The sequence below is a fragment of the uncultured Allobosea sp. genome, assembly GCF_945956895.1.
Lineage (GTDB): Bacteria > Pseudomonadota > Alphaproteobacteria > Rhizobiales > Beijerinckiaceae > Allobosea.
In genome coordinates this window covers 100,778-113,876 of sequence record NZ_CAMFJF010000009.1, presented here as the reverse complement: position 1 = coordinate 113,876, position 13,099 = coordinate 100,778, and the positions used below count along the sequence as shown (strand labels likewise).

Annotated in this window: 12 protein-coding genes; 8 read left to right on the top strand and 4 right to left on the bottom strand. The window is 65.6% G+C overall.

Features of this window, described 5'->3' with window-relative positions; translation table 11 throughout:
- The first annotated feature begins 96 nt into the window (after positions 1–96).
- The 5 genes from Q0Q02_RS08250 (at position 97) to Q0Q02_RS08230 (ending at position 5,602) form a co-directional block, all read left to right on the top strand.
- Complete coding sequence (locus tag Q0Q02_RS08250; RefSeq protein WP_293808397.1) at positions 97–312, top strand: hypothetical protein; 216 nt, start codon at positions 97–99, stop codon at positions 310–312.
- A 45-nt stretch (positions 313–357) separates the two neighbouring features.
- The gene (locus Q0Q02_RS08245) at positions 358–828 is read left to right on the top strand and encodes a MarR family transcriptional regulator (protein ID WP_293808396.1); all 471 of its coding nucleotides are present in this window, start codon (positions 358–360) and stop codon (positions 826–828) included.
- 15 nt (positions 829–843) lie between these two features.
- Positions 844–2,037, top strand: coding sequence for an efflux RND transporter periplasmic adaptor subunit (locus Q0Q02_RS08240; RefSeq protein WP_293808395.1), 1,194 nt, complete (start codon positions 844–846; stop codon positions 2,035–2,037).
- Positions 2,034–5,168: an efflux RND transporter permease subunit gene (locus Q0Q02_RS08235; RefSeq protein ID WP_293808394.1), complete on the top strand. Its 3,135-nt coding sequence runs from the start codon at positions 2,034–2,036 to the stop codon at positions 5,166–5,168. Before Q0Q02_RS08240 ends, Q0Q02_RS08235 begins: the two co-directional genes overlap by 4 nt.
- 152 nt (positions 5,169–5,320) lie before the next feature.
- A complete protein-coding gene (locus Q0Q02_RS08230) occupies positions 5,321–5,602 on the top strand; it encodes a hypothetical protein (RefSeq protein ID WP_293808393.1) in 282 nt (93 codons plus the stop codon).
- A 169-nt stretch (positions 5,603–5,771) separates the two neighbouring features.
- Here Q0Q02_RS08230 and Q0Q02_RS08225 read toward each other — a convergent pair whose 3' ends face one another.
- The gene (locus tag Q0Q02_RS08225) at positions 5,772–7,010 is read right to left on the bottom strand and encodes an aspartate kinase (protein WP_293808392.1); all 1,239 of its coding nucleotides are present in this window, start codon (positions 7,008–7,010) and stop codon (positions 5,772–5,774) included.
- A 135-nt stretch (positions 7,011–7,145) separates the two neighbouring features.
- Between Q0Q02_RS08225 and ubiG the strand changes: the two genes are divergently transcribed.
- Entirely contained in the window at positions 7,146–7,907 is a 762-nt protein-coding gene (gene ubiG / locus Q0Q02_RS08220; RefSeq protein ID WP_293808391.1) for a bifunctional 2-polyprenyl-6-hydroxyphenol methylase/3-demethylubiquinol 3-O-methyltransferase UbiG, read from the top strand.
- Between the two features lie 210 nt (positions 7,908–8,117).
- Here ubiG and Q0Q02_RS08215 read toward each other — a convergent pair whose 3' ends face one another.
- The gene (locus Q0Q02_RS08215) at positions 8,118–8,555 is read right to left on the bottom strand and encodes a MarR family winged helix-turn-helix transcriptional regulator (protein ID WP_293808390.1); all 438 of its coding nucleotides are present in this window, start codon (positions 8,553–8,555) and stop codon (positions 8,118–8,120) included.
- Positions 8,556–8,641: 86 nt separating this feature from the next.
- On the opposite strand from Q0Q02_RS08215, the gene Q0Q02_RS08210 reads away from it, so the two are divergent.
- On the top strand, positions 8,642–9,574 hold the full coding sequence (locus tag Q0Q02_RS08210) for a cysteine synthase family protein (protein WP_293808389.1): 933 nt from the start codon (positions 8,642–8,644) through the stop codon (positions 9,572–9,574).
- A gap of 3 nt (positions 9,575–9,577) precedes the next feature.
- On the opposite strand, the gene Q0Q02_RS08205 is transcribed toward Q0Q02_RS08210, so the two are convergent.
- Positions 9,578–9,880, bottom strand: a complete 303-nt coding sequence (locus Q0Q02_RS08205; protein WP_293808388.1) for a hypothetical protein — start codon at positions 9,878–9,880, stop codon at positions 9,578–9,580.
- A gap of 200 nt (positions 9,881–10,080) precedes the next feature.
- Here Q0Q02_RS08205 and ccrA point away from each other — a divergent pair, with 200 nt between their 5' ends.
- On the top strand, positions 10,081–11,352 hold the full coding sequence (gene ccrA, locus Q0Q02_RS08200) for a crotonyl-CoA carboxylase/reductase (RefSeq protein WP_293808387.1): 1,272 nt from the start codon (positions 10,081–10,083) through the stop codon (positions 11,350–11,352).
- Here the strand turns inward: ccrA and Q0Q02_RS08195 are convergent.
- Positions 11,319–12,905, bottom strand: a complete 1,587-nt coding sequence (locus Q0Q02_RS08195; protein ID WP_293808386.1) for a methyl-accepting chemotaxis protein — start codon at positions 12,903–12,905, stop codon at positions 11,319–11,321. The genes ccrA and Q0Q02_RS08195 overlap by 34 nt on opposite strands.
- Positions 12,906–13,099: the final 194 nt, after the last annotated feature.

Here is a 13,099-nt window from a genome sequence, read left to right as displayed (position 1 = left end):
GGGACAGGGTCTCGGAAGGAGCAGGTTTCCCGCACAGTCTAGAAGCCGCCGCGCGGCCAAGGCCAGTGGCCCTCGCGCAAACGCGATGCCCGATGCGTGCAGATGCACCTCGCGATGTTCTGCGCGGGCCCGCAAGTTCGCCACGCGGAGCGCGACGCCTTCCGCGCGGCGGCCGCTGCCGCCGATTTCCACGAGGGCGTGACGGCCTTCCTCGAAGAACACCCGGCTGCGGAGCTCAAGTCCGTCTTCCCGCGCCTGAGGGCTCTCACCTTTGCGTGTGCGCTGCACAAATATCTCGTCAAATTGCCGTAATCGCACATATGATAAGCAGGCTTACGGTTTGGGGACCTGTGAATCATGAAGCGACCCCTGCGGCGGGAACTCGTATTCCAGCTCGTCGAAACTTCGCGGCTGCTGCGGACCTATGTCGAGCAGCGGGCGCGGCAGCACGGCACGACGCGGGCGCAATGGGGGGTGATGTCGCGCTTGCGGCGGCAGGAGGGGCTCAATCAGGCCGCGCTCGCCGAGCAGATGGATCTGCAGCCGATCTCGCTCGCGCGTCTGCTCGATCGCCTCCAGAGCCAGAACCTGATCGAGCGGCGCGAAGACCCCACCGATCGCCGTGCCTATCGCCTCTACCTCACGCCGGAAGGCCGGGCGCTGGTCGATGATCTCGATGCCGTGCGGACCGAGATCGCCCACGAAGTGCTGGGCGATGTCGACGAAGAATCGATCCTGTCGGCGCTCGGTACGCTCTCCGCGATCCGCGAGCAGACCCGAACCCGAACCGAAGACAAGGCCCCGGCTTCGGCCGGCCATGCTGCCTGAGCAAGTGGACAGACAATGAAGCGTTCAGGATTGGTCATCGGCGTCGTCATCGCCGGCCTTGCTGCGGGCGGAGTCTGGTATTGGCGCACGCATGCGCCGGAAGGCGGGCAAACCGCGCGCGGCGGCCGGGGTGACGGCGGGGCGGTTTCGGTGATCTCGGCGCCTGCCCTGCAGGCGGATTTCCCGGTGCGCAAGCACGCCATCGGCTTTGTCGAGACGCCGGCGAGCGTCCTCGTGCGCTCGCGCATCGACAGCCAGATCATGACCCAGAACGTCGTCGACGGGCAGTTCGTCAAGGCCGGCGACCTGCTCTTCACCCTCGACGATCGTGATATCAAGGCCCAGATCGCCAAGGACGAGGCGATGCTGGCGCGCGACGAGGCGACGCATACCCGCAATCTCGCCGATCTCGAGCGCTACAAGCAGCTCCTGGCCCGCAATGCCGGCACGCAGGTGCAGGTCGACCAGGCGACGGCCGACGAGAAGAGCTCCGCCGCCAGCATCCAGGGCGATCACGCGACGCTCGACGCGGACCGGCTCAAGCTCGGCTATACCCGCATCACCGCACCGATCGACGGCCGCGCCGGCTCGGTGCAGGTCACGCCCGGCAACCTCGTCAATGCCACCGGCAACAACAGCGGCACCAGCCTCGTCACCATCACCCAGATGAGGCCGCTGCGTGTCTCCTTCGCTCTGCCGGAGAGCGAGCTGCCGACCTTGCAAGGCGCGCTCGCCGCGGCCAAGCCCGTGCCGGTAACGGCGCGGGTGCCGAATTCCGGCCGCCCGGCGGCCGAGGGCAAGCTCAATTTCGTCGATTCCACCGTCGACATCACCTCAGGCACGATCACCGCCAAGGCCGCGTTCGCCAATGACGATCTCACCCTCTGGCCGGGGCAATATGTCGATGTCGAGATCATCCCGGAGACGCTGTCCGGCGTCGCGGTGATCCCGACCGTCGCGGTGCAGACGGGGCAGAAGGGGCCTTATGTCTTCGTCGTGAAGCCGGATTCGACCGTAGATCTCCGGCAGATCAAGGTCGCGCTCAGCGACGGCGACCGCACGGCGGTGGCCGAGGGCATCGCGCCGGGCGAGCGCGTCGTCACCGACGGCCAGATGCGCCTGAAGCAGGGCACGCAGGTGCGTGAGCGGGCGGCGACGGGCGAGAAGCCGCCGCAGGCCACGCCGGTTGCGGAAGGCGCACGCTCATGAACGTCTCCGGCTTCTGCATCCGCCATCCTGTCGCGACCATCCTGATGTCGGTCTCGCTGGTTCTGGCGGGGCTCTTTGCCTGGCGCTTCCTGCCGGTCGCGGCCCTGCCGCGCGCCGAGTTCCCGGTGATCAACGTTTCGGCGCAGCTGCCTGGCGCCTCGCCCGACACGATGGCGACCTCGATCGCGACGCCGCTGATCAAGCAGTTCGGCACGATTGCCGGCATCGACTCGATCTCGACCATCAACTCGCAGGGGTCGACCTCGATCGCGATCCAGTTCGTGCTGAACCGCAATATCGACGCCGCCGCTGCCGACGTGCAGGCCGCGATCACCCGCACCCAGCGGCAATTGCCGATCGAAATGACGACGCCGCCGAGCTATCGCAAGGTGAACCCGGCCGATGCGCCGATCATCCTGCTGGCACTGAAGAGCGACGTGGTGCCGCTCTCGCAGCTTGACGCCTTCGCCCAGCAGGTGATCTCGCCGGCGCTCTCCACGGTCGACGGCGTCGCGCAGGTGCTGATCTGGGGCAGCCAGAAATATGCGGTGCGCATCCAGATCGATCCGACGGCGCTCGCCGCGCGCGGTATCGGCCTCGACGAATTGCAGGCCGCGATCACCGCGACCAACGCCAATACGCCGGTCGGCACGCTCCAGAACACGGCGCAGCAGCTCACCATCCAGGCGCAGACGCAGCTCGCCAATGCCGCCCAGTTCACCAATGTCATCATCACCACGCGCTCGGGCAAGCCGGTCCGGCTCGGCGACGTCGCCAAGGTGATCGACTCGGTCGAGAACACCCAGACCCGCAGCACCTATGACGGCATGCCGGCGATCGTGCTCGCCGTGCAGCGCCAGCCCGACGCCAACACCGTCGAGGTGGTCGATCGCGTCAAGGCGATGATCCCGACCTTCCAGGCCCAGTTGCCGGCGGCAGCTTCGCTCTCGCTGCTGAACGACCGTTCGACCTCGATCCGTCAGGCGGTGGAGGACGTGCAGTTCACGCTGCTCTTGACCATCGCGCTGGTCATCATGGTGATCTTCGTCTTCCTGCGCCGGATCGCGGCGACCTTCATCCCGGCGGTCGCGGTGCCGATCTCGATCATCGCCACGCTGGCGGTGATGTACATGCTCAATTTCTCGATCGACAACATCTCGCTGCTGGGGCTGACGCTCTCGGTCGGCCTCGTCGTCGACGATGCCATCGTCATGCTCGAGAACATCGTCCGCCATATGGAGGAGGACGGCCTCTCCGCCTACGAGGCCTCGCTGAAGGGCGCGGGCGAAATCGGCTTCACCATCATCTCGATCTCGCTCTCGCTGGTCGCGGTCTTCATCCCCGTGCTGCTGATGGGCGGCGTCATCGGCCGCATCTTCAACGAATTCGCCGTGGTGGTGACGGTCTCGATCCTGGCTTCCGCCTTCGTCTCGCTGACGCTGACGCCGATGCTCTGCTCGCGCCTGCTCTCGGGCTATTCCGAGCATCATCAGGAGAACGCGCTCGGCCGCCTGCTGGAGAAGGGCTTCGACAAGCTGCTCGCCGGCTATGACGCCGGGCTGACATTCTGCCTGCGCTTCCAGCCGCTGATGCTGCTCGCCTTCTTCCTGACCATGGGCGGCAGCGTCTGGCTGTTGCAGAGCGCGCCGAAGGGCTTCTTCCCGCAGGAGGATATCGGCCAGCTCCAGGTCTCGACCGAGGCGCGGCAGGACATTTCCTTCGACGCGATGCTGAAGCTTCAGTCCGAGGTCGCCGACATCTTCCGCAAGTCGCCCTATGTCGCGCATGTCGCCTCGTCGGTCGGCGGCAATGGCGGAGGCGGCAGCGCTCTCAATTCCGGGCGCCTCTTCGTCGAGCTGAAGCCGCTGGACGAGCGCCCCAAGTTGCAGCAGGTCCTCGGCTCGCTGCGCCGCGATCTCAGTCAGGTGGCGGGCATCAACACTTACATGGTTCCCGTCCAGAACCTGAACATCGGCGCGCGCTCCTCGAAGAGCCAGTACCAGCTCGTCGTGCAAGGGCTCGACCAGACGCTGATGAACGATTGGGCCCTGCGCCTGGCCGATGCGATGAGCCGTGACCGCGCGGTCTTCGCCGACGTCACCACCGACCTGCAGAACAACGCCTTGCAGGCGACCGTCGTCATCGATCGCGACAAGGCCAATGCGCTCGGCATCGGCTCCGATATTCTGCGCTCGACGCTCTATTCCGGCTTCGGCGTCCGTCAGGTCTCGACGATCTACACGGCCGGCGACAGCTATCAGGTGGTCGTCGAGTTCAATCCCAACGAGCACTGGACCCCCGAGCGCCTGAACGCCATCCGTGTCCGCACAAAGGGCGGCACGCTGGTGCCGCTCGGCGCCATCGCCCGGATCGAGCGCACGGCCGGCCAGCTCACAGTCAACCAGCTCGGCCAGCTTCCTGCGGTGACGATCTCCTACAACCTCCCGGCCGGCGTCGCGCTCGGCGACAGCGTCCTGCGCATCGAGGCGATCAAGGATGGGCTCGGCCTGCCGAAGTCGATCACGACGACGCTCGCCGGCACGGCCAAGACCTTCCAGGATTCGCTGGCCAACCAGGGCCTGCTGATCGCCGGCGCCATCCTGACGATCTACATCGTGCTCGGCATCCTCTACGAGAGCTTCATCCACCCGCTGACGATCCTGACCGGCTTGCCGTCCGCGGCGGTCGGGGCGCTCGGCGCGCTCAGGCTCTTCGACCTCGAGCTCTCGGTCATCGCCATCATCGGCCTTCTGATGCTGATCGGCATCGTCAAGAAGAACGCGATCATGATGATCGACGTGGCGCTGGTGCTCCGGCGCGAGGGCCTATCGGCGCAGGAGGCGATCCACAAGGCCTGTGTGATGCGGTTCCGGCCGATCCTGATGACGACGCTGGCGGCGCTGATGGGCACCTTGCCGATCGCGCTCGGTGCCGGCGCCAGCGCCGAACTGCGCCAGCCGCTGGGCATCGCCGTTGTCGGCGGCCTGATGATCTCGCAGGTGCTGACGCTGTTCATCACGCCCGTCCTGTTCCTCTACATGGACAGGCTCTCGGAAGGGCTGGTGAAGCTCGGCGGCTCTATCCGAGGCACGAAGCACGCGCCGCCGCCGGTCACGCACCCGGCGGAGTGAACACCATCAACCGACCGTCATTCTCGGGCGGAGTGAAGCTCTGACTCGGGAATCTCATGTCGGAGAGGGCAGGGAGACTTGCGCTGAGAATTCACATGCGTTTCTGTTCAATTGCGGCGCGCGTCAAATAATTCGAGTCGAAGAAGATGAAGGTGGCAACTCTCCTCGGAGGTATCGCGGCGCTTATTGTTTTGATCGTCTTGATTTGGTTGTTGTTCCACGTCGCCAAGAAAGTCGGAAAGGACTTCTCGCTTACGTCCCTTGATGTCGTTCTGATTGCACTCGGGGGAATTCCAATCAGAATTACCAGGTCGTTGCGTGAAAAATCGCGTATGCTAGACCCGATAAAAGAGCATAGGCTTTATCCGATGCTTCTTGGGAGCTATGCTCTCATCGGACTTCATATGCTGACGTGGATGTTCATTTTTATCTGAAATCGCGTGAGCGAAGGGTCTGAAGCCCGCAAAGCGATTTAGCATCTCGTCATGGTCGGGCTTGTCCCGACCATCCACGTCTTCCGCCATCGAACCCAGTGTTCAAGGCGTGGATGCTCGCCACAAGGGCGAGCATGACGTTTCTTGAATTGGCGCCGAGGCATGTGCCTCAGGCGGCGTCGAGCCCGTAGAGCGAATGCAGCGTGCGCACCGCGAGCTCGGTATAGGCGGCGTCGATCAGCACCGAGAATTTGATCTCGGAGGTGGTGATCGCGCGGATGTTGATGCCCTTCTCGGCCAGCGCCCGGAAGGCGCGCGCCGCGACGCCGGCATGCGAGCGCATGCCGACGCCGATCGCCGAGATCTTCACCACGTCGGTCGCGCCCTGGATCTCCTGGTACGAGATCGTGTCGTGCTTGCTCTCGAGCAGCGTCTTGGCGCGCTCGTAGTCCGCCGTCGGCACGGTGAAGGTGATGTCGGTCGTCGCCTGGTCGTCCGAGACGACCTGGATGATCATGTCGACATTGATATTGGCATCGGCGAGCGGGCCGAAGATCGCCGCGGCGACGCCGGGCTTGTCGGCCACGCGGCGGAGGGTGATCTGGGCTTCGTCCCGGGAGAAGGCGATGCCGGTGACGATCTGCTGTTCCACGATGTCGTCCTCGTCGCAGATGAGGGTGCCAGGATTGGGGTTTTCGGGGTCGTCGAAGGAGGAGCGCACATAGGTCGGCACGCGCTGCGTCATGGCGATCTCGACCGAGCGCACTTGCAGCACCTTCGAACCCAGCGAGGCCATTTCGAGCATTTCCTCGAAGGAGACCTTGTCCATGCGCTTCGCCTTCGGGACGATGCGCGGATCGGTGGTGTAGACGCCGTCGACATCGGTGTAGATGTCGCAGCGGTCGGCCTTGAGGCCGGCGGCGAGCGCCACGGCGCTGGTGTCCGAGCCGCCGCGGCCGAGGGTCACGATGCGGTGCGTGCGCGGATTGACGCCCTGGAAGCCGGAGCAGACCGCGATCTCGCGATTGCGGTCGAAACCGGCGAGGATGCCGGCGCCGTCGACGCTCTCGATCCGGGCCGAGCCATGCGCGTCGGAGCCGTAGAGCGGGATCTGCCAGCCCTGCCAGGAGCGCGCCGGCAGGCCCATCTCCTGAAGCACGATCGCCATCAGCCCGGAGGTGACCTGCTCACCCGAGGCGACGACGGTGTCGTATTCGGCCTGGTCGAAGAGCGGCGACGCCTCCTTGCACCAGGCGACGAGTTCGTTCGTCTTGCCCGACATGGCGGAGACCACGACCGCGACCTCATGGCCGGCGTCGAACTCGCGTTTGACGTGGCGCGCCGCGTTCTTGATCCGCTCGACAGTGGCGACTGAGGTGCCGCCGAATTTCATCACCAGACGGGCCATGACGGTCTTTTCGATAGCTGCCCCGGCTATGACACCGGGTCGAAAACTCGCCCTCGCACTTGCAGCGGGGCGGGTGTAGATGACGGGCGACAGGCGCGGTGTCAATGCGGCATCGCATAAGCGAAGGACTGGTTCATGGCGGCTGCGACCCAGCGCACAGGCTCGACGATCGACCCGGCCGAGGTCGCCCGCTTCGATGCGATCGCGCGCGACTGGTGGGATCCGAAGGGCCCCATGGCCGTCCTGCACAAGTTCAATCCGGTCCGGCTCGCCTTTGTCCGCGACGAGGCCTGCGCCCATTTCGGCCGCGATCCGAAGAAGATGCGCGCCCTCGACGGCTTGAGCCTTGTCGATATCGGCTGCGGTGGCGGCGTGCTGTCCGAACCGCTCGCGCGACTGGGCGCGCAGGTCACGGGCCTCGATCCCGCCCCGACCAATGTCGCGGTCGCGCTTAGCCATGCCGAAAAGAGCGGGCTTTCGATCGACTATCGCGAGGAGACGATCGAGGCGGTCGTCGAAACCGGCAAGCGCTTCGACATCGTGCTCGCCATGGAAGTCGTCGAGCATGTCGCCGATGTCGATGCCTTCATCGCCGCCTGCTGCGCGGCGGTGAAGCCGGACGGCCTCTTGGTGATGGCGACGCTCAACCGCACGCTGAAATCCTATGCGCTGGCGATCGTCGGTGCGGAATACGTGCTGCGCTGGCTGCCGAAGGGTACGCATGATTGGGAGAAATTCGTGACGCCAGCCGAGCTTGGCGGCGCCATCGAAGGCAACGGCTTCGCGTTGGGGACGCAGACCGGCGTGGTCTTCAATCCGCTGACCGGCCGCTGGAGCGCTTCGCGCGACATGGACGTGAACTACATGCTCGCCGCCAGCCGGGGCGGCCGAGGATAGTACCTGTTGATTTCGCCCGGTGCCACGCTGTCATTCCGGGGCAGGCCGTAGGCCTGAGCCCGGAATCCAGAGCCGATGCCGTCGTGAAGTGGGGCGACGACCGGGGCGCGGCTTTTTGGAAATGGCATCGGTTCTGGGTTCCGGGCTCTTCGCTGCGCGAAGCCCCGGAATGACGATGTGGTTCCGGAGAAGCACATCAGAATCCAGCTTTCAGTCTTCCTTTCCGCCAAGCTTCTCGCTCGCCGTTGCGATCCGTTCCAGCAGATCGGCCGGAAAAAGCTCCGCGATCCGGGCCTGGGTTGCACGCCAGGCCGGTAGCGCGCCGTGAAGGCGCCTGAGCCCGCTCTCCGTCAGCCAGACGGCGCGGCGCCGCAGATCCTTTTCCACCGTTGCAATCTCGATCAGCCCGTCGCGTTCCAGCCCTCTCAGATTGCGCGATAGCGTCGAGGGATCGAGCCCGGCCCGTGCCGCCAGCGCGGTCATGCGGTCGTCCGCGCTCGTCGCGATCAGCGCCATCAGTCCGACCTGGGCGAGGCTGAGGCCGCTGTCCCTGAGCGCTTCGTCGTGGAGCAGCGTCACGCGGCGCGCGGCGTGGCGCAGGCTCAGGCCCGCGCAGCCGGCAGCCAGTGCCCGCAATTCCTCACGCAATCCGCTTGTCTCCATCATGGCGAATCGGAATTTACATGCAGATACAATAATTGTATATACATGTAATTACCCACTGAGAATCCACTATGCCCATCGACATCCTGAGCCGTATCGGCGGCACGACGCTTCTGCCGCTGCGCCGGGTTGTGCCGGCGAATGGCGCGCGCATTCTACTGAAGCTGGAGAGCGAGAACCCGACCGGCAGTATGAAGGACCGGATGGCGCTTGCGATGATCGAGGCGGCCGAGCGCGACGGGCGTCTGAAACCCGGCGGCAGCGTCGTCGAATATACCGGCGGCAGCACTGGCGTTTCGCTCGCGCAGGTCTGTGCGGTGAAGGGCTACCGCCTGCACATCGTCACCTCCGACGCCTTCGCTTGTGAAAAACTCACTCATATGCGCCTGCTCGGAGCCGAACTGACGATCATCCCCAGCGAATCCGGCCGCATGACCGAGAAGCTGACCAAGGATATGATCGAGGCCGCCCGCGTCATCGCGGCCGAGACGGGCGCCTTCTGGACCGACCAGATGCGCAACACCGACCAGCTCGCGGCCTATGACCGGCTGGCGGACGAGATCTGGGAGCAGATGGGCGGCCGGATCGACGGTTTCGTCCAGAGCGTCGGCACGGCCGCGTCATTGCGCGGGACGGGCGAGGCGTTGCTCCGGCGCGATCCCAAGATCGCCTTGATGGCGGTCGAGCCCGCCGAATCCGCGGTGCTGGCGGGCGGCCCGACCGGCGCGCACAAGATCGACGGCATCGGCGCTGGCTATGTCGTACCCCTCTGGCGGGCCGATCTCGTCGATGCCATCGAGCCGGTCTCGACGGCCGAGGCGACGGCGATGGCGCTGCGCCTGGCGCGGGAGGAGGGGCTGTTCGCGGGTACCTCGACCGGCGGCAATGTCACGGCCGCCTTGCGCCTCGCGGAGCGCCTCGGCTCAGGCGCGACCATCGTCACGCTGATGTGCGATACCGGGATGAAATACCTGAACAGCTACGCCGCCCGGCTTGACGGCTGACCCTCAGGGCCGGATCACGGCAAGGCTGATCAGCAGCAGCAGGCCCGAGCCCGTCGCGATCGCTGCGCGGACGGCCTCGGCCGGAAAGCGCGTCGGGACGCCGTAGCGGTGCCATAGCCAGGCACCGATGAAGGCGCCCACCAGCAAGATGCCGGTGTTGAACATCGTGCCGAAGCCGCTGTCGTCGAGCAGCAGGTCGGCGAGCCAGCCGAGCAGCGCCGCGCCCAGCATGATCATCGTGATGACGAGCATCACGGACAGCAAAGGCATGTCGGGCAGGCCGACCATCTTCAGCAGACCGGGCATCCTCTCTCCTCGGTGCCGCACAGGCCGCCAGCATCGTGGCAAACGATGAACAAAGCGCAAGCGCCCCGAAGAAGAGGTGTTGCGCTGCGGCGTGATTCCTTAGGTTAATGGCGCAGCGCAGCATATGGTGCATGATCGGCGTCCCATTCCGCCGACGATCTCCGGGTTGGGCAACGACGGAAGAGAGCAGGGAGACGACCATGTCGAAGTCGCAGGCCGCCGTGAAGCCGCTCAAGGATCTCTACGAGCTCGACGAATTGCCGCCGCTCGGCCATGTCCCGGAGAAGATGTATGCCTGGGCGATCCGGCGCGAGCGCCACGGGGCGCCGCAGGAGAGCTTTCAGGTCGAGGTCGTGCCGACATGGTCGATCGGCGAGGAGGAGGTTCTGCTCCTCGTGATGGCCGGCGGTGTCAACTACAACGGCATCTGGGCCGGTCTCGGCCAGCCGATCTCGCCCTTCGATGTCCACAAGGCGCCGTTCCACGTCGCCGGCTCCGATTGCGCCGGCATCGTCTGGGCCGTCGGCTCCAAGGTGAAGCGCTGGAAGGTCGGCGACGAGGTCATCGTCCATTGCAACCAGGACGACGGCGACGACGAGGAGTGCAATGGCGGCGATCCGATGTTCTCGGCCACCCAGCGCATCTGGGGCTACGAGACGCCGGACGGCTCCTTCGCTCAGTTCTGCCGCGTCCAGTCGCGCCAGCTCATGCACAAGCCGAAGCATCTCGCCTGGGAGGAGGCTGCCTGCTACACGCTGACGCTGGCCACCGCCTATCGCATGCTCTTCGGCCACGCCCCCCACACCATCAAGCCCGGCGACAACGTCCTCGTCTGGGGCGCCTCCGGCGGCCTTGGCGTCTTCGGCGTCCAGCTCTGCGCTGCCTCCGGCGCCAACGCGATCGGCGTGATCTCGGACGAGACCAAGCGTGATTACGTGCTCGGTCTCGGCGCCAAGGGCGTGATCAACCGCAAGGACTTCAACTGCTGGGGCCAGATGCCCAAGGTGAACTCGCCCGAATACAACGAGTGGACCAAGGAGGCCCGCAAGTTCGGCAAGGCGATCTGGGACATCACCGGCAAGAAGGATGTCGACATCGTCTTCGAGCATCCGGGCGAGGCGACCTTCCCGGTCTCCTGCCTCGTCGCCAAGCGCGGCGGCATGGTGGTGTTCTGCGCGGGCACCTCGGGCTTCAACATCACCTTCGACGCCCGCTATGTCTGGATGCGGCAGAAGCGCGTGCAAGGCTCGCATTTCGCCCATCTCAAGCAGGCGAGTGCCGCCAACCAGTTCGTTATAGACCGGCGCATCGACCCCTGCATGTCCGAGGTCTTCCCCTGGGACAAGATCCCGCTTGCCCATCACAAGATGTGGAAGAACGAGCACGCGCCGGGCAACATGTCCGTGCTGGTCTATGCGCCGCGCACGGGCCTCAGGACCTATGAGGATGTCGCGGAGGCTTTGACGGGCTGAGGTGCCTCAGGCGGCTGTTCCCGCGCGTTCACCGCTTCCATGCGGCGCAGGAACGCTTCGACCGAGGTTGTCAGTGACCCCGCCACCTCGGCCATGATCTCGGCGGCCTGGCGGGCCTTCTCGATCTCGGTCTTCGTCTCGCCGACGGCATTGTAGGCCTGCTCGACGCGCTCGGTCGCCTGGCGGCTGTGGTCCGCGGCGGAATCGATGTTGCTCGACATGGCGGCGGTCGATGCCCGTTGCTCCTCGACAGCCGAGACGATGGCGTGCGTGACCTCGTGGACGTCGAGCACGGCCTGCCGGATCGCCTCGATCGATCGCGTCACATTGGCGGTCGAGGCGCCGATCGCGCCGATCCTGGTGATGATCTCGTTGCTGGCCTCGGCTGTCTGCGCCGCCAGGCCCTTGACCTCGGCCGCGACGACCGAGAAGCCGCGCCCGGCCTCACCGGCGCGCGCGGCCTCGATCGTCGCGTTCAGGGCAAGCAGATTAGTGCGCCCGGCGATCGCCTGGATCATCTCGACGATGCCGGTGATGCCCTGCATTACGCTCGAGAGCTGGGCGATGTCGCTCATTGCGGTGGCGCTGATCGAGACGGTGTCGCTGATCACGGCCCCGGCGCGATAGGTCCGCTCGCCGATCAGCGCGATCGCGTCGTTGAGATGGCCGGTGCTTGCTGCGATGGCATCGATCTCGCCGTTGGCGCTCGCGGCTGCGCTGCGCGCTGCGTCGGCCTGGGTGGCCGTCGTTCTGGCGGTGCCCGAGAGCGACGCCGCGCTGGCGGCGATGCCTTGTGTCTCGCGCCGGACGACGTCCTGGAAACCGGCCATCGACCGGCGGAAGGCTGTGACGACCTCCATCAGTTCGCCGTGCCGACGGCTCGTCTCGTCGCGTTCGGCAAGCGCGCTTTGCTGGAGCTGGGCGCGCTCCCGGCTGCTTTCGACCGCGGCGTTGCGGCCGCGCACGGCTTCCGCGAGCGTTGCGCCATAGGCCGTGACGTGGCGGGTCATGAACACAAGATAGAGGGCGAGCAGAATCGCCACCGTGATGGCGGTGCTGCTGGAAAACGGGGCGAAGGACAGAACCGAGGTCGCGCCGAGCGTGACGCCGTAGATCAGCGCCGCGCGCGGCACGACGACGAAGCGTGTCATGCCGCTGGCGATCATGCCGGCGATGACGAAGCCGATGGCGACATTCTCGCGGGGATCCATGGTCGCGCCGGCGACCCAGGGCAGCACCCCCCAGATCAACCCCAGTATCGGCGCGCGCAGATGCACGATCCGCATCGGCCATGGCGAGCGTTCATAGAGCCTGCTGCGCCAGGCGGCGATGTCGAGCCCCATCGACAGCGAATAGGCGGCCGTCACTGCAACCCAGCCGATCAGCATGGGGACGCGGTCGGGGCGCCACAGCAAGGCGGCTACGGCGACGACGGCGGCGAAGTTCAGGATCGCCGAAGCGAGCGCGTTTCGCGCGAAGGTAGCGAAGCCCTCATGCTCGCTGTTCAGCAGCAGTGGGTTTTCGACGGGGAGGGAGGAAGATTCGTGGAGCATCGCACAGAACGTTCAATCGCGAAAGACACTGCGCGAGCCGTGTTGAGGATTGGTTGACGAAGCGTCAGTGCCGCTTGGTGCTTTTCGTTAACGATTGCGGCGGTCCACGCGGTGCCGGGGGCTCGGCTCCTGGAGTGGAAAGCGGCGTTGATAAATCTGATTGCAATATGCAATCAGTTTATTTATGCGTGTGT